General features: G+C 46.1%; 22 protein-coding genes and 1 tRNA gene. 19 read left to right on the top strand and 4 right to left on the bottom strand.

All coding sequences use genetic code 11. The features are described from left to right. The first annotated feature begins 123 nt into the window (after positions 1-123). From AC4G47_RS20870 to AC4G47_RS20815, 12 genes are all read left to right on the top strand, one after another. Complete coding sequence (locus AC4G47_RS20870; protein ID WP_491102454.1) at positions 124-993, top strand: SDR family oxidoreductase; 870 nt, start codon at positions 124-126, stop codon at positions 991-993. A 316-nt stretch (positions 994-1,309) separates the two neighbouring features. Beyond that, positions 1,310-1,561 carry a cupin domain-containing protein gene (locus AC4G47_RS20865; RefSeq protein ID WP_491102453.1) on the top strand — a complete coding sequence of 84 codons (252 nt, stop codon included), beginning with the start codon at positions 1,310-1,312 and terminating at the stop codon, positions 1,559-1,561. A 43-nt stretch (positions 1,562-1,604) separates the two neighbouring features. Beyond that, entirely contained in the window at positions 1,605-3,428 is a 1,824-nt protein-coding gene (pnpS, locus tag AC4G47_RS20860; RefSeq protein WP_491102451.1) for a two-component system histidine kinase PnpS, read from the top strand. A 116-nt stretch (positions 3,429-3,544) separates the two neighbouring features. After that, positions 3,545-4,273, top strand: coding sequence for a response regulator transcription factor (locus AC4G47_RS20855; RefSeq protein WP_253433078.1), 729 nt, complete (start codon positions 3,545-3,547; stop codon positions 4,271-4,273). A gap of 152 nt (positions 4,274-4,425) precedes the next feature. Further along, positions 4,426-5,607, top strand: a complete 1,182-nt coding sequence (locus tag AC4G47_RS20850; protein ID WP_491102450.1) for a methyl-accepting chemotaxis protein — start codon at positions 4,426-4,428, stop codon at positions 5,605-5,607. Positions 5,608-5,835: 228 nt separating this feature from the next. Beyond that, positions 5,836-6,591, top strand: a complete 756-nt coding sequence (gene pstB, locus AC4G47_RS20845; RefSeq protein ID WP_036609821.1) for a phosphate ABC transporter ATP-binding protein PstB — start codon at positions 5,836-5,838, stop codon at positions 6,589-6,591. A 63-nt stretch (positions 6,592-6,654) separates the two neighbouring features. After that, the gene (phoU, locus tag AC4G47_RS20840) at positions 6,655-7,314 is read left to right on the top strand and encodes a phosphate signaling complex protein PhoU (RefSeq protein ID WP_145319518.1); all 660 of its coding nucleotides are present in this window, start codon (positions 6,655-6,657) and stop codon (positions 7,312-7,314) included. 235 nt (positions 7,315-7,549) lie between these two features. Further along, complete coding sequence (gene polA / locus AC4G47_RS20835) at positions 7,550-10,204, top strand: DNA polymerase I (protein WP_491102449.1); 2,655 nt, start codon at positions 7,550-7,552, stop codon at positions 10,202-10,204. A 119-nt stretch (positions 10,205-10,323) separates the two neighbouring features. Beyond that, positions 10,324-11,160, top strand: a complete 837-nt coding sequence (gene mutM / locus AC4G47_RS20830) for a DNA-formamidopyrimidine glycosylase (RefSeq protein WP_145319512.1) — start codon at positions 10,324-10,326, stop codon at positions 11,158-11,160. 132 nt (positions 11,161-11,292) lie between these two features. Beyond that, positions 11,293-12,066, top strand: a complete 774-nt coding sequence (locus AC4G47_RS20825; RefSeq protein WP_491102448.1) for a manganese efflux pump — start codon at positions 11,293-11,295, stop codon at positions 12,064-12,066. A 9-nt stretch (positions 12,067-12,075) separates the two neighbouring features. Further along, positions 12,076-12,672, top strand: a complete 597-nt coding sequence (gene coaE, locus AC4G47_RS20820) for a dephospho-CoA kinase (RefSeq protein WP_491102446.1) — start codon at positions 12,076-12,078, stop codon at positions 12,670-12,672. Further along, positions 12,669-13,232, top strand: coding sequence for a lytic transglycosylase domain-containing protein (locus tag AC4G47_RS20815; RefSeq protein ID WP_458126167.1), 564 nt, complete (start codon positions 12,669-12,671; stop codon positions 13,230-13,232). The genes coaE and AC4G47_RS20815 overlap by 4 nt, the downstream gene beginning before the upstream one ends. Before the next feature lie 81 nt (positions 13,233-13,313). Here the strand turns inward: AC4G47_RS20815 and AC4G47_RS20810 are convergent, their stop codons facing one another. Continuing rightward, positions 13,314-13,535, bottom strand: a complete 222-nt coding sequence (locus AC4G47_RS20810; RefSeq protein ID WP_426249373.1) for an alpha/beta-type small acid-soluble spore protein — start codon at positions 13,533-13,535, stop codon at positions 13,314-13,316. Between the two features lie 116 nt (positions 13,536-13,651). Between AC4G47_RS20810 and nrdR the strand changes: the two genes are divergently transcribed. The 7 genes from nrdR (at position 13,652) to AC4G47_RS20775 (ending at position 21,483) form a co-directional block, all read left to right on the top strand. After that, positions 13,652-14,119 (top strand): transcriptional regulator NrdR, encoded by a 468-nt coding sequence (gene nrdR / locus AC4G47_RS20805; RefSeq protein ID WP_062833564.1) that lies wholly within the window; start codon positions 13,652-13,654, stop codon positions 14,117-14,119. Positions 14,120-14,305: 186 nt separating this feature from the next. Beyond that, a tRNA-Ala gene (locus AC4G47_RS20800) sits at positions 14,306-14,378 on the top strand. 206 nt (positions 14,379-14,584) lie between these two features. Further along, positions 14,585-15,394, top strand: coding sequence for an alpha/beta hydrolase (locus AC4G47_RS20795; protein ID WP_491102444.1), 810 nt, complete (start codon positions 14,585-14,587; stop codon positions 15,392-15,394). Between the two features lie 58 nt (positions 15,395-15,452). Then, positions 15,453-15,974 (top strand): MarR family winged helix-turn-helix transcriptional regulator, encoded by a 522-nt coding sequence (locus AC4G47_RS20790; protein WP_491102442.1) that lies wholly within the window; start codon positions 15,453-15,455, stop codon positions 15,972-15,974. A 272-nt stretch (positions 15,975-16,246) separates the two neighbouring features. Further along, positions 16,247-17,596, top strand: a complete 1,350-nt coding sequence (locus tag AC4G47_RS20785) for an FAD-binding oxidoreductase (RefSeq protein WP_491102440.1) — start codon at positions 16,247-16,249, stop codon at positions 17,594-17,596. Between the two features lie 185 nt (positions 17,597-17,781). Further along, on the top strand, positions 17,782-20,469 hold the full coding sequence (locus AC4G47_RS20780; RefSeq protein WP_491102439.1) for a winged helix-turn-helix domain-containing protein: 2,688 nt from the start codon (positions 17,782-17,784) through the stop codon (positions 20,467-20,469). 93 nt (positions 20,470-20,562) lie between these two features. Then, on the top strand, positions 20,563-21,483 hold the full coding sequence (locus AC4G47_RS20775; RefSeq protein WP_491102437.1) for an NAD(P)-dependent alcohol dehydrogenase: 921 nt from the start codon (positions 20,563-20,565) through the stop codon (positions 21,481-21,483). A gap of 216 nt (positions 21,484-21,699) precedes the next feature. Here AC4G47_RS20775 and AC4G47_RS20770 read toward each other — a convergent pair whose 3' ends face one another. The 3 genes from AC4G47_RS20770 to AC4G47_RS20760 form a co-directional block, all read right to left on the bottom strand. Then, positions 21,700-21,996, bottom strand: a complete 297-nt coding sequence (locus AC4G47_RS20770; RefSeq protein WP_169478680.1) for a putative quinol monooxygenase — start codon at positions 21,994-21,996, stop codon at positions 21,700-21,702. A 94-nt stretch (positions 21,997-22,090) separates the two neighbouring features. Next, positions 22,091-22,741: a nitroreductase family protein gene (locus AC4G47_RS20765; protein WP_491102436.1), complete on the bottom strand. Its 651-nt coding sequence runs from the start codon at positions 22,739-22,741 to the stop codon at positions 22,091-22,093. 27 nt (positions 22,742-22,768) lie between these two features. Beyond that, on the bottom strand, positions 22,769-23,188 hold the full coding sequence (locus tag AC4G47_RS20760; protein ID WP_491102434.1) for a MarR family winged helix-turn-helix transcriptional regulator: 420 nt from the start codon (positions 23,186-23,188) through the stop codon (positions 22,769-22,771). Positions 23,189-23,706: the final 518 nt, after the last annotated feature.

Below are 23,706 nucleotides of genomic sequence, written 5' to 3'. Positions count from 1 at the left end.
GGACTGTTACTGCCATCCTACAGAATGAGACTTTTTTCAGAGAACGAAAGACAAGGAAGTATGCAGTTATGTCCATGTCTTCTGTAATCCAAATATGTTCACATTTTGAGAGGAGAATGTTAGATGTCAACTACACCACAAAATCAAAAAACAATGCCGGCACAGCACCAGGATCAACGCCCCGGAATCGAATCGGAGATGCATCCCAGACCGGAATTTGAAAAGCCTGAATACAAGGCAGCAGGCAAACTGACGGATAAGGTGGCGCTCATTACAGGGGGGGACAGCGGGATCGGACGTGCTGTTGCTGTGACGTACGCCAAGGAAGGCGCGGATGTCGCGATTGTATACCTGAGCGAGCACGAAGATGCCAAAGAGACGAAGCGTCAGGTTGAACAAGAAGGACGCAAGTGCATCTTGATTGCCGGGGACATTGGTGACGATGCCTTTGCCAAGAAGTCGGTTCAGCAGACGGTAGATAAACTGGGCAAACTGGACATAGTCGTGAATAATGCGGCAGAACAGCACCCACAGCAGAATCTGGAGGATATTACACCAGAACAGCTGGAACGTACATTCCGTACCAATATTTTTGGCATGTTCTATGTGACGCAGGCTGCACTGCCCCATCTGAAGAGTGGTAGTACGATTATTAACACGACATCCATTACGGCCTATCGCGGCAGCCCGACCTTGCTTGACTATTCATCTACCAAAGGAGCAATCACTTCGTTCACACGTTCTCTGTCGATGAATGTGATTGAGAAGGGCATCCGAGTCAACGCCGTTGCCCCAGGGCCGATCTGGACACCGCTCATTCCATCCACATTTGATGAGAAGAAAGTAAGCGAGTTCGGCGCAACGCAGCCAATGAAGCGGCCGGGACAACCGGATGAACTGGCTCCAGCTTACGTATACCTTGCTTCGGATGATTCTTCGTATGTGAGCGGACAGGTGATGCATGTGAATGGTGGCGAAGTGGTGAACGGGTAATTCCTTAAGAAGGTTCGGGTTCAGAATAGGATGAATAATAGAGAGGCGTATCGCTTTCAGCATTGCTGAGCGGTACGTCTTTTTTATGTGAGGGAGTATGTGAGCAAGGATACAATTTAGCACCTGCTTACAAAAGTCTGCATCTCCGTTGATACAACTATGATATTTTACCATTAGCCCTGTCTGTTTGAAGCCGAAGTAGCACCGTTTGTTGCAAAGCTCGATTGAAAAGAATGGAAGACGAATGATCTGTGATATGATAGATCGAGCAAGTTTACTTCAGGGGGGTTCATGCATATGAAAATGAGCAAACAGAATGCAGCACATTATATATGGGGTGGACTTACGACATTATCATTCGATAAGCCGTCAGTTCTTTTTTATCCTCAGCGGTGAAGCCAGTATGGAACTACATGGAGAAGAGTTCGTCCTGGAAACCCATGAAGGTATAGAGATTCCCCCGGGAGAGCCTCATCAGATGATGAATCGGAGCGATTCAGATACCGAATTCCTGGTTATTTCACAGCCTGGCACCCGCGGGGACCGAATTGAACTGGATTCATTGTAGAGCAAGTCATTAAATATTAATTTGATCATAAAGGAAGAGATAGATGAGACCGTTCCGAATTCGCCTTGCCATCATTATGATGGTGCTGATCGGTGTATCCGTCATTGTGGCTGGATATACGATGGGCAGAGTGTTTAAAACTACACATACTACCGCACTGGAGCAAACCATGGTGCGCGAGATTAATTTGCTCAAAGCAACATTTCCATTTCATGATGCAAGTGATCCAACCTCGCAAGAAACACGAAAGTATTATTCAGATCGGGCACTGGAATTGGATCGCCTGACGGATTCCCGTGTAACCTTCATCAATAAAGATGGCACGGTCATTGGAGATTCAGAGAGTGATCCGGCCTCCATGGATAATCACTTGGACAGGGAGGAGATTAAGGGTGCCGTTGGAGATGGGTACGGGCAGTCCATACGTTACAGTGAAACATTGGGACAAGATATGCTCTATGTGGCACTACCTGTGAATTCGGATCAAAGTGACATGATTGAAATACCGAGCGGCAAATTTGATGGCTATATCCGTCTTTCCATGAGTCTGCAGGCTGTGGATCAGGGTCTTCAGCGTGGCTGGATAATCATGTTTGCTGCACTGGGACTGCTGTTCCTGATTGTCGCGTTTGTCAGTTACCGGGTTGCACGGGGACTAACCTCTCCGATTGAGCATATTACGAAAGTAGCCCATCGAATTACCAAGCTGGAATACGATGCGAGAGTTGATGTAACGCGCAAGGATGAGATCGGGCAGCTTGGGCTCGCGATAAATGGAATGGCAGACAGTTTGCAGTCTCAGCTGAAGACGATTCGTGATAATGAGGCACTGTTACAGAGTGTCTTGGCGAATATGACCGGAGGCATTGTCATGATTGATGCAGCGCAATCCATTGCACTGGTCAATCGGGAAGCGGAGCGTATGCTGGGCATTCAGGCTGGAAAAGTTACGGGTAAGCCTTATATTGAACTGAAGAGACACTACGAGTTAACCCGTACCATTGAAGAGAGTGTTGCACTTCGTGATCGGATGCATGAAGAAGTGAGCGTGTTCAACCCGGAAGAAAAATTGATCCGTATTGACGGCGTACCAATGTCCGAAGATGATGGCGGATACCGAGGCATGTTGTTCCTTTTGCAGGACGTGACAGCAATCCGGCGACTGGAATCAATACGCAGTGAGTTCGTTGCGAATGTCTCTCATGAGCTCAAAACACCTGTTGCTGCAGTCAAAGGCTTTGCCGAAACGTTGCTCAGTGGAGGGGTTCAGGATAAAGAGACAGAGCGCTCATTCTTGCAAATCATCTATGATGAAGGCGATCGACTTAATCGCCTAATTGGGGATATTCTGGAGTTATCCAAAATTGAATCCAAACGCGCACCGTTGCAATGCTCACCTGTTCATGTGCACTCTTTCTTCGAGATGGTGCTGGGCACCCTTTCCAAAGTGGCGGAGAAAAAGCAGATTCGTCTGGAAATGAATGTTCCCGAGGAACTGTACATTGAAGCAGATGAGGATAAAATGAAGCAGATCTTTATCAATCTGTTATCCAACGGAATCAACTACACCCCTGAGGGTGGACGTGTGAAGTTGCAGGTGAATATGGATCAGAACGATGATGAAGTCGTGTTTGCTGTGTCGGATACGGGCATTGGCATACCGAAAAAAGATTTGCCGCGAATCTTCGAACGTTTCTATCGCGTGGACAAAGGCAGATCCCGTAATTCCGGGGGCACGGGGCTTGGACTTTCCATCGTTAAGCATCTGGTGGAATTGCATCATGGCAAATTGTCTGTAGAAAGTGAGCTGGGCATGGGGACAACGTTCCGTGTGATCCTTCCATTAATTCAGGATGAAGTGATCTAGGTGTTTGGGCGCAAAATGTAAAAAGTAGGTATTGTTTTACACACCGTTAACAAATTAGTGCTATGATAGAAAAAGTGTTGTGGCAACAGACAACCTATGAAGAGAGAAGGGGTATCATGGCACAGCGTTTGCTAGTTATTGAAGATGAACCTACATTATCGAGATTACTCACGTATAACCTGACACAGGAAGGTTATGATGTTACAGCCGAGGATCACGGATCTGCAGGATATGACCGGGCCTTGTCTCAGGAATTTGATCTCATTTTGCTGGATCTGATGCTTCCGGGCATGAATGGTCTGGACATTCTGAACAAGCTAAGAATTCAAGGTGTCAGTACGCCCGTTATCATTCTGACGGCCAAGAACGGTGAAGCCGAGGTTGTGCAGGGGCTGAAATCGGGTGCCGATGATTATATTACCAAACCATTTGGCGTATCTGAGTTATTAGCCAGAGTGGATGCGGTATTAAGACGTTATTCCAATGGTGAAGATTTACCACAGCCTGAGGACAAGGATGGCTCACGAATTATTTTGGGAGAGCTGGAGATCTATCCTCTGAAGTATGAAGTGACTTTGGGTGGACAATCCATCAGCCTGCGTCCGAAAGAGTTCGAAGTACTTCTATACTTGGCCAAAAAGCCGGGTGTGGTGCTGACAAGGGATGATCTGATGAACGCTGTGTGGGGATTCGATTATATCGGAGGCCAACGAACCGTGGATGTTCATGTCAGTTCATTACGTAAAAAGCTGGAGCTGGATCCGGAGTCGGTTCACATTGATTCGATTCGTGGTGTAGGTTATAAATTGGTTGTCAAAAGAAAAACTCCCCATCATTCAAGCTAGCAATGATCGGGGAGTTTTATTTTACGTTCATTTAACATAAAGGGAGATTTCCCTTTACGTAGAGGGAGTAGCATGGACTTATCTGAGTGATACTTTGTACCTATGTATTCCATCTCAAGACGGAGCTAACACGTAAAGGAGATTGCGCATTTATGCCCATGTTGCTCGAAGTGAAACCAGATCAGCCTCATGTTGTTTTACATAATGAAGAATTAACGACACCTAATATGGAGCAAACTGAAGTAATACTAGTTGCTGAAGAACCTGTAATTCATTTGAATGACTATTATCGTCAGGTTCCTGTCGCCGGGGTCCATACGACCTGTGGAGAAGCTGCGACGATGATGAATCAGGATCAGGAGCACCCATGTATTGTACTGTGCGATGAGCAGATGAAACCGACTGGATTATTAATGCGAGAGACGTTATATCGGATGTTAAATGGTCGGTTTGCTGCAGATCTATTTTACCGTAAGCCGGTCATACAAGTAGCCAATGCTTCTCCGGTTATTGCGGATATTCATATGGAAGCCACAACGATTATTGATATCGCCCTTGGACGGAATGAACAGCATTTCTACGACTGTCTGCTGGTTACGGAACAAGACAGACTGCTCGGCGTGTTAACGATACGTGATGTGATGTCTCTCTCCCGCAGGCTGCAACAGGCTTCTTCGGCAGAGCGCGTACGTACGGTATCCGAGAGCAGGCAGGAGATATCCAGAATCAACGATGCAGTCACCAAGCTGGTGCATGCAGCTAATCAGACGGCACATGAAGCCCGTGAAATCATGGCATTATCCAAACATGGAGAAGAGAGTCTGAAGGACGTCGATGCTTCCTATAACCGGGTACATCAGCACATGGAGAGTCAAGGGCAACATGCAGATCATATGCTGAATTCGATCAAAACAGGATCGGGTATGGCACAATCCATCCGGTCGCTGGCAGATCAAAGTGGTCTCCTTGCCCTTAATGCATCCATAGAAGCAGCCCATGCAGGTGAATATGGACGAGGCTTTCAGATTGTTGCAGGCGAGATCCGAGCGCTCGCGAAACAGACCCGCGAAGTTGCAGGGAACATGTCTTCTTTGCTTGAGAACATTGGTGGACTGACCCTTCAGACCGTAGAACTGGTTAAGGCAAGCGGAGCGGAGATTGACGACAGTTCGGTGCATGTAACCGCTGGAGGAGCAACGTTCCGGCAACTGAACAGTGCGGTGAGAGACCTCTCCCGTATAGCAGAGGAGATTGCCATGGAAGGCGGGAAAGCTGGAGAAGTCGCAGAGCATATTCGAATGAAGCTGGATGAGATGGTTTCGGATAGCGAGTGAATTACATGCAATTCAATAAGCAGACATCAGGAATCAGATTGATCGATGAAGCAGATCATGAAGGTTATGGATGTCTTTTTTACATTCCGTTAACATGAAAGTGATACTGTTTTTACAATGAAAGGGTAGGATAATAAAGATGGCCGAGCAGCGATAAAAGAATATCAGCATCGGTCTCAACGTAAAGGGAGTTTCAGTGTCCCTGCAGCGAAGGAGAAGTGAACATCCATGAAGGACCTCATTCACATTGAAAATCTTAATTTATACTATGATACGCATCACGCGCTTAAAAATATATCCATGGATCTGCCGGAAAAAACCGTTACTGCGTTCATCGGGCCGTCAGGTTGTGGTAAATCGACATTGCTTCGCACATTAAACCGGATGAATGACATGATTCCGGGTGTTCGTGTGGAAGGACAGGTTATGCTGAATGGCTCCGATATTTACAGTAATGAGATTGAAGTGGAGACACTGCGTAAACGGGTCGGCATGGTGTTTCAGCAACCGAATCCTTTTCCGAAATCCATCTATGACAACGTGGCTTATGGACCGCGCCTGCATGGGGTAACCCAAAAGGCTGAACTGGATCAGTTGGTAGAGCAGAGTTTGGTTCATGCTGCACTGTGGGATGAAGTGAAGGATGTATTGAAGAAGTCGGCACTTAGTCTGTCTGGTGGACAACAACAACGTCTCTGTATTGCACGGGCGCTGGCTGTACAGCCAGACGTTCTGCTGATGGATGAAGCGACGTCAGCACTTGACCCGATCTCCACATTGAAGATTGAGGAATTGGTCAAGGAATTGCATCACAAGTACACGATCGTTATGGTTACCCACAATATGCACCAGGCAGCACGGGTATCTGGACGCACGGTATTTTTCCTGAATGGTGAAGTGGTGGAGGCAGCTGATACGGAGACGTTATTCTCCACACCGCAAGATTCCCGAACCGAGGATTATATCTCCGGAAGGTTCGGTTAAGCGAGCTGAATTGGAATGATCCCGGCATACCCGGAGATGATGGATAAGGAGGACATGAAATCTATGATTCGCAGAAAAGAATTTGATCAGGAGCTTGAAGAGCTGCGTACCTTGCTCAAGCAAATGGGTGAACATGTTGGAGCGGCACTGGATGGTGCCATTGAGAGTTTACAGACGATGAACGCGGAGAAAGCTCAGGTGATCATCAAGAATGATGCGAATCTGAATGCCCTTGAAGACAAGATTATGGAACTTGGCTCCAAACTGATCATCACACAACAGCCGGTGGCGAAGGATCTTAGACGTATTATCGTTGCATTCAAAATCTCCAGTGATCTGGAGCGTATGGGAGATCTCGCACTCGATGTGGCGAAGGTGACACTGCGGATGGATGGGCAGGAGCTGATTAAACCTCTTGTAGATATTCCGCAAATGGCAGAAATCGTGAAATCCATGATCGATGAATCCATCGAATCTTTCCTGAAAGAAAACACAGACTTGGCCTATAAAATGGCTCAAACAGACGATCAGGTCGATCAATTGTACAGTCACATGATCAGTGATCTCTACACGTTGATGACTGAGCACCCGAATCAGGCTTCTCAGGCCATGCTGCTGATGATGGTTGGCCGTTACATTGAACGGATTGGCGATCATGCGACCAATATTGGTGAGAGCACGGTGTACCTGGTAACAGGTAAACGTCCGGATCTGAATCAATAGGAAGAGCATTGCTTTGGAATTGGGGAATCAGTGCTTGCAACAAAAGCAATAATACAGAAATGAAGAACTTTCTCTTGAGTAGCCTGTGCACAGGTTACCTACGGAGAAGGTTCTTTTTTACGGGTGAAACTAAGTGAAAAAGATGGCTATTCTTTTTGATGTAACAGGTGGGTATGGTATCATGGGAGTAGATGTAATTTGAAGATATTGACCATATGATACGCGAGGTGCTGGAATGGACAAGTTTATTCTCATAGATGGAAATAGCATTATTTACAGGGCGTTTTTTGCAATGCCGCCTCTGACCAACTCAAAAGGTTTGCATACGAATGCGGTATATGGCTTCACCACAATGCTGCTGAGACTGCTTGAAGAGCATAAACCTACACATGTCATGGTCGCTTTTGATGCAGGCAAAATCACGTTCCGCCACGAAGGGTATCAGGAATACAAGGGCGGTCGGGAGAAAACACCACCAGAATTGTCAGAACAATTCCCATTGCTGAAGGAACTGCTCAAGGGACTTGGCATTGCCCAGTTTGAGCTGGCTGGATTCGAAGCGGATGACATTATCGGAACGCTAACCAAACGCGCAGATGAAGCGGGCAGACAGGTGCTCGTTGTATCGGGTGACAAAGATATGCTGCAGCTCGCTTCTGAACATGTACATATCGGACTGACGCGTAAAGGGGTAACGGAGATTGAGTTGTATGATCCTACTCAGATTAAGGAGCGCTATGGTCTGACGCCGCTGCAAATTATTGATCTAAAGGGTCTGATGGGCGATACATCCGATAATATTCCGGGCATTCCCGGAGTCGGAGAGAAAACAGCGTTGAAGCTTCTGCATCAGTTCGGGTCGGTAGAGGATGTGCTGAACGGCACGAGTGAACTGAAGGGCAAGATGAAAGAAAAAATTGAGGCACACGCCGAAGATGCCCGGATGAGTAAACAACTGGCGACGATTCATCGGGAAGTTCCACTCGAGCAGACGTGGGAGGATATGCAATTCGCCGGATTAAAAGAAGAACACGCCGGCCCTGCACTAGCTAAGCTGGAGTTTAAATCTTTGCTCGAACGCCTGTCGTTCAGTGGCACTATCGGTTCTGAGCAGGAAGCTGTACCTGCTGCCGAGGTGGAATCCTCCATTGCAACAGAGGACACGATTAGTGAGCTGTTCAGTTCCCTGGATACCATTGATGTACTCCACGTGGAGACACATGGGGATAACCCGCACCAAGCGAAACTGATTGGACTAGCTGTAGGTTCCGCTGGAACATATACGTTCATATCTCCAGAATTGCTTCATTCCGAGGCTGCGGCTCCAGTGCGGGAATGGCTTGGTAATTCAGACCAGCCGAAGCGCGGGTATGATCTTCATCGTGTAGACCTGGCCCTTCATGCGCATGGCATTGAATTCGCTGGTGCGTCATTCGATGTACAGCTGGCGGCGTATTTGCTTGATCCAACGGAATCCAACCAGACGATAAGTGGACTCACGACCAAGTACGGTCTGCCATCGCTCGTGGAGGATGACACGGTCATGGGCAAAGGCGCAAAGTACAAGGTGCCGGAAGTGGAGATCTTGGGCGATTTCCTGTGCCGCAAAGCTGCTGCAGTAGCAGCCATCATTCCACTTCAGGAGCAGGTACTGGAAACCGATGAGATGAATTCGCTGTTCCATGAACTGGAGATGCCGTTGTCACGCATATTGGCAGATATGGAGAAACAAGGCATCAAGGCCAATACAGCCGATTTGCAGGCTTTGGGCAGTGAGTTCGAAGAACAGATCAGCAGGTTGATGGCTGAGATCTACAAGCTGTCAGGAACGGAATTTAATCTGAATTCACCAAAGCAACTGGGTGAGATTTTATTTGATAGACTGGGCTTGCCTGTCGTGAAAAAGACCAAAACGGGTTATTCCACAGATGCGGAAGTATTGGAGAAATTGGCCCCTTATAACGATGTGGTCAAGCATATTCTGCAATATCGTCAGCTTGCCAAGCTGCAATCCACTTATGTGGAAGGATTGCTAAAAGAGATTTCCGATCGGGATGGCAAGGTGCATACGTATTATCGCCAGACCATTGCTGCAACGGGACGACTTAGCAGTCAATTCCCGAACTTGCAGAACATTCCGATCCGGATGGAGGAAGGTCGCAAAATCCGGAAGGTATTTGTTCCTTCCGAGCCAGGATGGTCCATTTTGGCGGCAGACTATTCCCAGATTGAACTGCGTGTACTGGCACACATTTCGGACGATGAGCGCTTGAAGGAAGCATTTGTCAACGATATGGATATTCATACGAAGACCGCTTCGGATGTATTTGGCGTGAAGCCTGAAGATGTGGATGGCGATATGCGCCGTTCCGCCAAGGCAGTTAACTTTGGTATCGTTTATGGAATAAGTGATTATGGCTTATCACAGAACCTGCATATCACACGTAAAGAGGCTGCGCAGTTTATTGATCAGTATTTTGAAGTCTTCCAGGGTGTACGCCGATATATGGATGACATTGTGAAGGAAGCTCGCCAGGATGGTTACGTCAAAACGTTGTTGGAGCGACGTCGCTACCTGCCAGAGATTAATGCCAGCAACTTCAATCTGCGTTCCTTCGCAGAGCGTACGGCGATGAATACACCTATTCAGGGAACAGCCGCGGATATCATCAAGCTTGCCATGGTACAGATGGATGAAGCGCTACGGGAACGCAAGTTGAAGAGTCGCATGTTGCTTCAGGTGCACGATGAACTTGTATTCGAAGTACCTGCCGATGAATTGGAACTGATGAAAGAATTAGTACCTTCTGTCATGGAAAAAGCATTGGAACTATCAGTTCCGCTGAAAGCCGAAGTCAGCTTTGGGGATAACTGGTACGAAGCGAAATAAATCAAGAGCCGCGCGGTTTTTCCGGTATTTTACAATAGACCTTTCCGTGTTAGCGATATAAGAAAAAGGGTCCCGCTGAGCGCCATCTTCCGTTATAATATAGGGGAGGTGAGAACATCATGCCGGAATTACCGGAAGTTGAAACAGTCAGAAGAACATTGAATCAGCTTATTGTAGGCAAGACCATTGATCATGTTACCGTTAGCTTGCCGCGGATTATTCAGCGGCCGGACGACATAGATGCATTTGCACTGGAACTCGCGGGACATACCGTAATTGGGGTGGAGCGTCGAGGCAAGTTTTTGCGTATTTTGCTGGACGGGCTGGTGCTTGTCTCCCATCTGCGGATGGAAGGAAGGTACGGTGTGTACGAGCAGCATGAAGATGTGGAGAAGCATACACATGTGATCTTCCACTTTAATGATGGTACGGAATTACGTTATAAGGATGTGCGCCAGTTCGGTACAATGCACCTGTTCAATGCAGGTGAGGAACTGGTATCCAAACCTTTGCTGAAGCTGGGACTGGAGCCGCTTGACCCGGCCTTTACGTTAGCTGCGTTCCGAGAAGCGGTGGGCAAACGAACTACCAAAATCAAGGCTGTATTGTTAAATCAGGCATATGTGGTTGGCATCGGGAATATTTATGTGGACGAGGCTCTATTTCGCGCAGGCATCCATCCCGAGACGATCGCCAAGACACTGACCGAAGCTCAGTTAACGGTGCTCCATGAAGCGATTGTGGCTACGTTGCAAGATGCAGTGAATGCAGGCGGATCTTCCATCAAATCCTACGTAAACGGACAAGGTGAGATGGGGATGTTCCAGCATCAATTGAAAATCTATGGACGCAAATCGGAACCTTGTGCAACATGTGGTACGTTAATCGAAAAAACGGTGGTTGGTGGCCGTGGTACGCATTTTTGTCCGAACTGTCAGCCGCTGAACATGAACTGAATGAACGAAATGATGAAATCATAGCACCCTTGGATTCCTCCCTCCATATACTGATATGGCAGAAATAAGCGGGCGTATACCCATACTGGCATCTTCAGTTGGCACGAGTACCGCACAGAGGAGGAGTCCGGGGTGCTGCATCATTTTATTTCATTGCTGGCGCTTGCTTTGGCGCTTAGTTTAGATGGTTTTGGAGTCGGGATTACATATGGGTTACGGAGGACTAAGATTCCCCTGTTATCTATCGCTGTTATTTCGATCTGTTCGGGATTGGTTATTGCTTTGTCGATGCAAGTAGGAGTGCTGTTGTCCCATGTGGTGTCACCGGATATCGCTTCGATTGTGGGAGCCGTTATATTGATAGGTATTGGTGCATGGTCACTGTTGCAACTTATTCGAAAGCAAGGCAAAGAACAGCTGGAAACAGACACTAGATCGGGTGAGGGAACAGAAACAACGGTAACTGGTGTGGGAGAAGCACAAAAGACGCTGACGGATTCAAAAGGCAGGAATCAGGTGCTTGCGCTGGATCTGGAGCAGTCGGCTTCAGGTGGATCGCTGGAACGTATGGTTTTTACATTGGAGCTTCGTAAGCTGGGGGTCGTCATTCAGATCCTTCGCAGTCCTTCCAAGGCGGATATGGATAACTCGGGAAGTATATCTGCCCAGGAAGCGATGTGGCTTGGTATTGCCCTGTCTCTGGATGCATTTGGAGCAGGATTGGGAGCGGCACTTCTGGGATTCCCTACACTATGGACGGCACTCATTATTGCGCTGTTTAGTGGAGCGTTTCTGTTACTTGGGATGAAAGTTGGACTGCGATTCTCAGCTCTGCGCTGGATGCGAAGACTGTCTATACTGCCAGCACTATTGTTAATGATTATGGGAATAATGAAGCTGTTATGAGGTGAAACGATGAATATAGGCTTAACCGGCGGGATCGCGACAGGCAAAAGCAGTGTTTCCGCCAATCTCGCCAGTAAGGGAGCGTTGCTCATCGATGCAGACGTTATTGCCCGGGAAGTTATGATGCCCGGGCATCCCGTGTTGGCTGCCGCTGTTAAGCGGTTCGGACAAGCCATACTGAACGAAGATGGAACACTGGATCGGAAAAAGCTTGGAAGCATTGTTTTTCAACAACCAGAGGAACGAAAGGCATTGGAGGCCATCACACACCCGGCAATTCGTAGAGAGATGCGTGAACGGGCTGCCGCATACGCGGTGCAATATCCGGATAAACTTGTGGTATCTGATATTCCTCTGTTGTACGAATCGGGTCTGGAAGATGGTTTCGAGGAAGTCATGGTTATATATGTTCCAAGACTTGTGCAACGAGATCGCTTGATGAGTCGGGATGGAATGACTGCAGAACAGGCTGAGGCTCGAATGGATGTACAGATGGATATTGAGCGTAAAAAGCAACTTGCAGACATTGTCATTGATAACAGCGGCTTATGGTCAGAGACGGAGCAGCAAATTGACTCATATCTACAGCGTAAGGGCTTGCTATGAAAATATTGCGCAAGAAACGTGTACTGCTGTTGATGTTTGTGTCCTTTGTATTGGTGCTATTTCTGAATACAAACTGGATGGCATGGTTCTATCCGATTCATTATAAGGAAGAGATTCGTGCCCAATCCCAGAGCTATGAGGTTGATCCGTTTCTGATTGCTTCCATAATCAAGGTGGAGACCAATTTCAAGACAAGCAAGGAATCCAAACGAGGAGCCATTGGACTCATGCAACTGATGCCGGACACAGCCAACTGGATACTGGAAAAAGCCAAAATTCCCGACACTTCGCTGGAGGAATTGAAGCACGAGCCTGAACGAAATATTCAGTTAGGCACATGGTATCTGCGGAATCTGTCGGATCAATTCGATGGCAACGAAGCGGTGATGATCGCCGCCTATAACGCGGGTCCAGGCAAAGTGAACAGTTGGCTTAGAGATGGTGTATGGGATGGCTCATTCGATACGGTGAAAGATATTCCTTTTGGTGAGACGCGTCACTATGTACAAAGGGTCATTTACTATTATAATCAGTATGTAAAGATCTATAATACGTTCTGAGAATATAAGTAAAAGCACAGAGCAGGCCGGTTGTTCACCGGCCGCTCAAGTGCTCCTCTGTAGCGTATTACGATGCAGATATTATTGGTATTGACCTGCCAATTGCTGTTCTGCAATTGTTACCAGACGCTTCGTGATGTATCCACCGATCGAACCGTTCTCGTAAGAAGTCATGTTACCTTGGTATCCGTCTTGTGGGATGCTGATTCCGAGTTCTTGAGCAACTTCATATTTCATTTGCTCGAGTGCTGCGGAAGCTCTAGTTACTACCAGGTTGTTGGAGTTACCATTGCTTTGTGCCATTGCTGTTCACCTCCTCGCGGGTTGGTAAAAGTATTATGTGTCGGCAATGCTTTTTTCATTACGAAATCAGTACAGGGAATATGTGGTAAAAAGTAAAACATGGGAAGTGATCTGATTTGAAATGTCCTTATTGTGCTTTTCTGGGCACCAAAGTCCTTGATTCAAGGCCGGCCAATGAATCAAAATCGATTCGTCGCCGTCGTGAATGTGAGCAATGCGCCAGAAGATTTACAACGTTTGAGATGATTGAGGAAACACCATTGATCGTCATTAAGAAAGATGGCAGCCGGGAAGAGTTCAGCAGGGACAAGATTCTCCGCGGGCTTATTCGTGCCTGTGAGAAACGTCCGGTCTCTGTTGAGACGCTGGAGATGATGGTATCTGAGGTAGAGAAGTCTCTACGTAATACAGCCGATGCTGAGGTCGAGAGTCGCCAGATTGGTGAGCTATTGATGGAGCAGCTGTTTCCAGTTGATGAAGTGGCGTATGTGCGCTTCGCTTCTGTATATCGCCAGTTCAAAGATATCAATATGTTCATGAAAGAACTGAAATCCCTGTTGTCCAAAGACAATCTGGAGGATTAGTGAAGTGGGTAAAGGGAGAAGAGCAGTCTGGGGTTCCAGTCCGTATTGTGCCAGTGAAATCGGTTGTTCTTCTCCAATCACTTTGGATCATGAAAAAGTGATTGACAGCGAAAGCTGGATTTTATATGATATAGAAGTCGCCTGTGGAACATAGCAGTGCTGGACAAGTTATCCATTTCATATCCTGGGGCCTTAGCTCAGCTGGGAGAGCGCATCGCTGGCAGCGATGAGGTCAGGGGTTCGATCCCCCTAGGCTCCATACTCAAGAACGCCATCACGTTATGTGATGGTGTTCTTTTTATATTTTTGTGTAACTACTAGCCTATGATTGATTCTGTGTAAACGCTTTATTTTATCGTGGACAAAACTAACATATAGGTGATATATTGTTTCTGTAAGAAACAATATTATTTTTAACGCATATTATTCGAATGTTCTTGAACATTACGAAGGAGTGGGATAAATATGAGTAAAATCGAGACAACAATTGAAAGCTTTGACGGTACTCGGCTATATTCAAGTAAGAATTTAGTTAGTGATGCGAAGGCAGCCGTGGTCATTGTTCATGGTCTATGTGAGCATGCAAGTCGCTACGATTATGTGACGGAACAACTAAATAAACGCGGTTTTAATGTATATCGATTCGACCATCGTGGTCATGCCAGATCCGAAGGGCAGCGTACGTTTTACAAGGATTTTCACCAAATCATCGATGATGTGAATGTCATTGTTGAAGCGGCGTTGCTTGAGAGCGGGGATACCCCTCTATTTGTCATCGGGCATAGTATGGGAGGTTTTGCATCTTCTTCATTTGGAACGAAATACCCAGGCAAAGTCAAAGGCATTGTACTATCCGGAGCGCTCACTCGCTACAATACAAAAGTTGCAGGAGAACTGCCCATGGATCTTCCTGCAGGCACGTATTTCCCGAATGAGCTGGGTAGCGGCGTATGTAGCGATCCAGCAGTTGTATCCGCTTACGCGAACGATCCGCTGGTGGAAAAGCAGATCTCTGTAGATTTATTTAACAGTTTTGGAAATGGCATAGCATGGCTGAAGGAGAACGCCAAGCAGTTTACAGATCCCATACTTGTTCTGCATGGGGCCAATGACGGGCTGGTCAGTGAACAGGATTCTCGTGACTTTTACGGGGATATCGCTTCAACAGATAAAACACTCAAAATCTATGCCAATCTTATGCATGAGATCTTTAACGAACCAAGTCGTGATGAGGTCATTGAAGAAGCGATTACATGGATTGAAAAACGGATCTGATTCCAGTACATTGGAAAAGAATGAAAGAGAGAGAATATGAAGGCGAAAGGGATTACGCATGAAATTAGATTGGATGGGCGATCATCGGGCCTTGATTGAGAAGATTATTAAGTACGGCAATGCATATTCGAATTCCTACAAGCTGCAACGAAGCTATGGTACAGACGTGATGTTCTCTGCCTCGCAGATTCAGACCTTAGAGTATATTCTAGAAGCCGAGGACAAGGAAGAGAAAATGTCTGAAATGGCTGTACGTCTTGGCGTTAGCCGTAGCACGTTCTCCAAAAACGTGAAGAATTTAAAGGAAAAAGGCTTGCTTGAGAAATACCATCTAATTGGCAACCGCAAAGAGATCTATGTCAAACCATCAACCAAAGGACGCGAAGTCTACACCAAGTACACTGAATTTGTCCGACAATTGTGCTTTGATGAACTTTTTCAGTATGCTGACAACATCTCAGATGCCGATAAGGAAAGTTTTATTCATATTATGGATTTGCTCGCTGATGCTTTGGCCTGGTATGGTGAAAAAGAACAAGAGCCACGCAAGCTTATTAAAATGGATGCCTCCAATGATTAAAATGGCTACCAATCCTATAATTTGATCTAATGCCCGTGAAGTTTAATTCTTCATCCCACCTCAAAAAGAATTTTTCTTAAGTCTGTATGACTTGAGGCAGATTCTTTTTTTGCGTTCTGAAGGATATTGGTAATTTGTGAATACTATTTCATAACAACTTGCTACAAAAAATCATTGAATTCGCCCATTCCTTCCGCGAATGTCCTTCATACAGTATAAAGTGCCTTGTGTTGAAATACTGTAGAACATTTGTTCAATAGGGAGTGGGACGTGTGAAATCATCAACAAAGCTTACCGGACGGGTTATTTATAAAGGAGATCCGGGATATGAAGCGGCGCGCAAGAACTGGGACCCGCATACCGATAAATATCCTAAAGTCTTTGTATTTGCCCAAAAGACGAAAGACGTCTCTAATGCCATCAAATGGGCTCGTGAAAACAATGTACCGATCAGGCCGCGGAGTGGAAGACATGCGCTTGAAGTCAATCTTTCACAAGTGAATGGCGGAATTGTCATTGATGTAAGTGATCTGAATTCCATCAAGCTTGATAAAAAAAATGGAACCGTTGTTGTGGGGACGGGTAACCGAGTAGGGAGAATTGCAAATACCCTCGCCAAGCAAGGATTCATAGCTCCTTTTGGTGACAGCCCCTCTGTAGGAATCGGTGGAATTACGTTAGGTGGGGGAATTGGGCCTCTCCAGCGTACCATCGGTCTCATCAGTGATAACCTGCTTGAGGTGGAGATGGTGGATGCGAACGGAAAAGTGATTCGGGCCAATAAAAATCGCAATGCGGATCTCTTTTGGGCCTCGCGGGGAGGCGGCGGTGGTAACTTCGGAGTATATACCCACTACAAATTCAAAGTGCGTCGTGCTCCAGCGAAGGCGACTGTATATAAGATTACCTGGCCATGGGCTCAATTCGAAAAGGTGCTCAAAGTATGGCAGAAGTGGGCTCCCTCTGTGAATACAAGATTGGGTAGCGAATTGTCCATCGGACCGAAAAAGGGCGGCAATGTCGTCATGGAGGGACTGTTCTTAGGTTCAAAAACAGAGGCTCTCCGTCTATTGCAGCCGATTACGAGTGTTGGCACACCGACGAGCTCCATTGTTCGCTTGTTACCTTACACAGAAGTCGTGAAGTTCTTATTACTTCCTGATCCGATCGAGACTCAACGGTATAGTAATCAGTTTTCGTCCGGTTTTGGACGACAGCCATTCCCCGACAAAGCCATTAAATCGATGCGAGCATTCTTGGAGAACTTGGAAGAGGGACCAGGCGGATTCTATTTCCTCAACTGGGGGGGAGCGGTAAGTCGCAAATCGCCTAGATCAACCGCGTTCTTCTGGCGCAAAGAGAAGTTCTATGTGGAATGGAACAGTACATGGGTCAAACCATCCCATGCCGCTAAAAATATCGCACTTACTCGGAACACGCGTAAGAAATTGCAACCATACATTGTGGGTTCCTATATCAACGTTCCGGATCAAGGGATCAAAAATTCCGGTTTAGTGTACTATGGAGCCAACTATGCCAGACTGCGCAGAGTCAAAGCCAAGTATGATCCGAAAAATGTGTTTAACAATCCGCAAAGCATCACGCCGGCTCGGAGAGCGTAAAGGTAAAGCCATTCATTTTTACTAGCAGTTGTGCTAATCAGAAGTTAAATTCATCTCTGAACTACTAATAATAAAGACATGTCTTTTATGACGTGTCTTTTTGATTTTTATGGTAGTATAGATGCCAAAACGATATATGAAACAATACAGTTGCTGTTCGCGACCCTTGAATGGAGGTTTGGCTCATGTATGCACCGATCTTATCTATGAAATTAACCATTCCAGTTCAGCGCTCCCATGTAGTCGATCGTCCACGCCTGTATGCCCGTTTGGACGAGGGGATGCGCGCTAAACTCATACTGGTCTCTGCTCCTGCAGGATCAGGCAAAACACTACTAGTCAATCAATGGGCCAAGACTTCTTCAATAGATACAGCTTGGCTCTCGTTGGAAGAAGCGGATAACGATCCTTCACGTTTTTTGACATATCTATGTGCTTCGTTACAGACGATTGTCCCCAAACTTGCTGAAGGGATCATGGGATTTGTTCAATCTTCCGATCCGCCACCCATCGAGATTATTATTACACACCTTCTTAATGAAGTTTCTGACACAACTGATCATTTTGTACTTGTTCTGGATGATTATCATCTCATTACTTCAGAAGTGATCAATCAAGCGCTTATCTACTTACTGAGGCACATGCCCCCGCATATGCATATCGTCATGACTACGCGTCAGCAACCCAAGTTACCCTTGGCTCGATTGCGGGCTAAGGGGGAATTGATTGAATTACGTGGTAGTGATTTGCGTTTTACTGCTGCCGAAAGCAGTGAGTTTTTGGATCGGGTCATGAGATTGAAACTTTCAAAAGAACACATCACTCTCCTTGAAGAACGAACAGAAGGCTGGGTTGCTGGGCTGCAGTTAGCCGCCTTATCGATGCAGGGTTCTTCTGACCCGAATCACTTTATGGAAACGTTCAGTGGCAGGGATCATTTTGTATTGGACTATCTAATGGAAGAAATATTACAAGGACAAACCGAACAGGTACAGAACTTTCTGTTGAAAACGTGCATGTTGGATCGATTATGCGGTTCATTGTGTGATGCGGTCTTTGATATAGGTGAACCAAAGGGACATCCATCCATTGATTTTACCGGACAGGATATGTTGGAATGGCTGGAGCAAGCCAATCTTTTCATCGTGCCCCTGGACAATGAGAGACGATGGTATCGTTATCATCATCTGTTTGCAGATTTATTGCGTAAAAGAATACAACAGACTTCGAATTACGCTGGCACAGCTGAGACCGATCTGTCTGTTACTGAGATACATAAGCGAGCGAGCATCTGGTATGAGAAGCATCAAATGGAGCTGGAGGCTTTCAATCATGCTGTAGCTGCGGCAGATACTCATCGGGCATCGGATCTGTTGGAAGGTAACGGTATGCCACTTCTTTTTCGCGGAGGTGTTGTTCCTGCGCTTCAATGGTTGAGTTCTCTATCCTCAGCAGAAATGGATACAATACCCTCCCTATGGGTGATGTATGCTGCTGCGTTGTTAGTGTCAGGACATATGGCAGACGTGGAACCCAAGTTGCAGTCTGCTGAACAAGCGTTACAAAATATGGAACCAGAGCAGATCGATTCTGATCTCATCGGACATATCGCTTCCATTCGAGCCACGCTGGCTGTCAGCCGGCACGATGCCGATACGATTATTGCGGAGTCACTTCGCGCACTGCATTATTTGCATCCACATAATCTGCCTATTCGTGCAGCAACAGCATGGACATTAGGATATGCATACCAGCTTCAGGGAAAACGAGTGGAAGCCGAATTGTCCTATCTGGAATCATTAGCGAACAGTACCAAGATCGGACATCATATCATCACGATGATGGCGACACTAGGCTTGGGGAATGTTCAGGAAACCAACAATCAGCTACACCTGGCATCTGAATCCTATCAGAAGGTACTGCATATGGCAGGTAAGCCACCACTACCCATTGCATGTGAAGCACATTTGGGTCTGGCGCGAGTCCATTATGAATGGAATACCCTGGATGTGGCAATGTTGCATGGTCAACAGAGTGTGCAGTTGGCACAGCAATTTGTACAATCGGATAGAGTTGTTGCAAGTGAGTTATGGCTCGCCCGTGTGACTCTTGCGAAGGGGGATCTTCATAAAGCAGCCAAAATGTTAAGTAGAATCAACGATACGGCGCAACGGTTGAATTTTACAAAGGAGATCCCTGGTATTACTGCTGCATATGTACTGGCGCTCCTTCGTCAGGGCGATCTGAAAGAAGCAACGCGATTATCATGGGACAGAAATCATGCGCTTAGTCAGTCCAGGGTATTGTTGAGACAGAGCGCTACTAAAGAGGCATTTGGTATTATGGAATCCTGTCTTCGCTTGGCCATAACCAAAGGCTTCAAGGATGAACAGCTCAAGGCAACAATCCTACTGGCGGTTATCCATGAGGAACATGGAAATAGAACAAAAGCTACCGAGCTCTTGATTGAGGCAATGACGATGGCAGAGCCAGCAGGCTTCATTCGTGTATTTGTAGACGAAGGTGTTGTCGTGCACAGTCTTTTGAAAAGGATGACAGCACGTGGTGACTCACGTTTATATCTGCTTCAATTACTGGCTGCATTTGAAGCTGAGGACAATAGAATAGTAATGTTCTCGGGAGAGGCTGATGTACATCCGTGTGTTTCCGAACTGCGGATTGATCCGTTAAGCGTGAGAGAGCTCGAAGTATTACATCTCATTGCACAGGGGAGATCCAATCGGGAGATTAGTGAGATACTTCATATCGCGCTTCCTACCGTGAAAGGACATAACCGGATTATTTTTGATAAATTGCAGGTGAACCGGCGAACCGAAGCAGTGGCAAAAGCAAGTGAATGGAAACTCCTGTAAGTGATGTATCCTCGAAACGATACTTTAGTATCTAGGGTCCGAACCTACTTTCCCGATATACTGATGGCAAACAGGAACATATGGGGGAAAGATATGAGAGCTATCATATGTACAAAGTATGGATCACCAGATGTGTTGCAGCTTAAAGACATAGCGAAGCCATCACCCAAGGATCATGAGATTCAAATCAAGATCTATGCGACGACCGTTACATCCGGGGACTGTAGAGTTCGCAGTTTCAATAGCCCATTCCTGTACTGGATACCCATGCGTCTATTTCTGGGAATCCGCAAACCCCGAAATTCGATTCTGGGTGTAGAGTTGGCAGGAGAAGTTACAGCGATGGGTAAGGAAGTGAAGCGATTTAAATTAGGTGATCAGGTATATGCCCTGAATGGAATGCGTTTCGGTGCTCATGCTCAATATATATGTTTATCCGAAGCGGCTCCAGTCGCTCTGAAACCGGTCAATGCAACGTATGAGGAAGCAGCAGCTATTCCGTTCGGTGGAACCACGGCCTTGCATTTCCTGCGTAAAGGGAAAATTAAACGTGGATATAAAGTGCTTGTCTATGGAGCTTCGGGAGCAGTAGGAACTGCTGCTGTGCAGCTTGCCAAATATTTTGGAGCAGAAGTAACGGGGGTATGCAGTACAACGAATGTGGAGTTCGTGAATTCACTTGGGGCCGAGCATGTTATAGATTATATGAAAGAAGACTTTACAGAAACAAGTCAGCGGTATGATCTGATATTGGATGCAGTCGGCAAAGTCTCCAAAGGTCAATGTCAGCACCTATTGGCACCTAACGGCACGTATGTCACTGTTGATGGGCAAGGCATCGCAAAGGTCACTGCAGAGGATCTGATACTTCTTAAAGAATTGATAGAGGCTGGTGAGATCCAAGCAGTGATTGACAGACGTTATCCCTTGGAGCAAATTCCGGAAGCTTATCGTTATGTGGAAACGGGGCGAAAAAGGGGTAATGTTGTTATTGCGGTCAAACATGAGAACTAATTGGCAGTGCGGCCTCATTGAGTTGGAACGGGGCCTAACGAATCTGATAGACAGGTACACGCCATGATCGATGCCGAACAATTAGCCAACCTATAGCAAGCAGTCATTTTGAGATACATGAGGTTAACCGATTAGTGAAAGGGAATGAAGAAGCCGCTCTCGGTCATGGGACCAAGAGCGGCTTCTTCACATATTCGCATGTCAGCCATTCGGCTATTAAGCTTTAACTTGTTCTCCAGCAAATACTTCAACGTTCATTGGAGCGGCCATGAATGCTGCTGCTTGTTGAACAAAAGCTTGGAAATGTGCGCTTGTGTTGTGGGAAGCTGTAGCAGCTTCATCTTTCCACAGCTCGATCATTGTGTATTGTTGTTCGCGTTCTGTGCTTTTTGCCAGGTCATAGCTAATGTTACCTTCTTCTTGACGTGTTGCAGCGATCAGTTCTTTGGTTGCAGCGAGGAATGCTTGCTCTTGGTCCGGTTTAACTTGCAGATGAGCGTGAATGATAATCATAATATTTAACCTCCAGATTTGTGTTTGGGATGTGTTAGAAATATATACTAATGTACCAATATAATCGTGACTTACAGGGAAACAGTCCCTGATATTATGCCCAAGTAGTGATGGTTTCTACAGGCAGACGGTAAGAAGGGTGACCTTCTTTGGCCGATTTACCGATCGAGATCAACATAACCGCTTGATAACGCTCTTTGTCCATGCCAAATGCTTCGGCAATTTGATCTTTTTCGTAACCACCGATTGGGTTAGTATCATAACCGTGCGCACGTGCTACAAGCATTAATTGCATGGAGGCAAGTCCAGCGTCGATCATATTGACTTCGCGAATAGCGGAAGCAGGCATATTTTCATAATAAGGCAATACTTTTGATAGTTGCATATCTTTGACTTCTTGTGGCATATAACCGAGTTCTACAGCTTTACCAAAAATTTCTTCCATATGTTCGGCGTTGTTCATGTCAATGAATACGCCAATGACTGCGGAGGAAGTCAGCACTTGATTTTGATTGAATCTCGCAAGAGGAGCGAGCTTTTCTTTGCCTTCAGCCGTATCTACAACCAGAAAACGCCAAGGCTGCAAATTGATCGAAGATGGTGCACGGGAAGCTTCCGTTAGAATTTCAGTCATTTCTTCACGGCTGATTTTCACTTCAGGGTCGTAAAGCTTAACAGAACGGCGACCGTAGGTAATTTCGTTAAAATCATTGGTCTTCTGGAACTTGCTTTGAATTGTACTCATGTATGGATCTCTCCTCTATATATGGGTTTAGAAATTGTTTTGCATACGTTCCAGGAAATCAGCGAGAGCATGAACTTCGTCTTCACTGAAACCCTCTAGAATCTGATTGATATAATTGGCTTTCTCACCTTTATACCCTTCAATCTGCTTCCGACCGTGGTCCGTCAGACGAACAAAAGTGACCCGATTATCTTCAGGATTTTTGCGCCTTGTGACCATTAGGTCCGCCTCAAGTTGCTTCAGATGACGTGTAATGGCAGCACTATCTATGTTGATCATTTTCTGAAGCATGGACTGGTTAATCTCATCTACTTGATCCAACTCATGCAGAATTGCGAAACGAGAGGAACTGATACCGGTACAGCGTTCGAACTTTGGACTGATTTTGTTGCCCAACACGTTCAGCAGGTTGATGATCTGTTCTTCTTTGGAAACAATACGTGTCATGACTAGACCTCCCGGGTGAATCTGAATCATGAACAACGGCGTATGTTAACCAATAATTAAAGTTGCAGTATACAATGCCATTGCCTAATGATTATTTGGATGCTCTCGATCATTGATGTATCAATATTTGATGCCTCAATCATTGATGGCTCAATTAATATATCATGCCTTTTATGATTTTGCAACAGGTTAGAAAAAGGTGCTGATGCTGGCGCTATTATCCCGCTACGTATACATTGCAGTCCGTATAGGGTGTCCAGATGGATAAGTTAATATTGATTATTTACGTTATTGAGAATTATTATCAACTAATTTATAATGATATGAAATGTACATCATGAGCGAAAATAACAGGCAGTTCATAACAGCAACCAAGAAGGTATGTCGATGTAGTATGGCGGGAGGGAAAGTACAGCGGATATGAATTTGAATGATCACATCAGGTTGTGGAATCATGTTTTTGTCAAAGTTACATGGATTCACTGGAGTTGCAGTTGGATAGTATAAAGAATTTACTA

Source organism: Paenibacillus sp. Negev47 (assembly GCF_058313655.1).
Note: the sequence above shows the minus strand (reverse complement) of the source record. Positions and strands in the feature narration are given on the sequence as shown.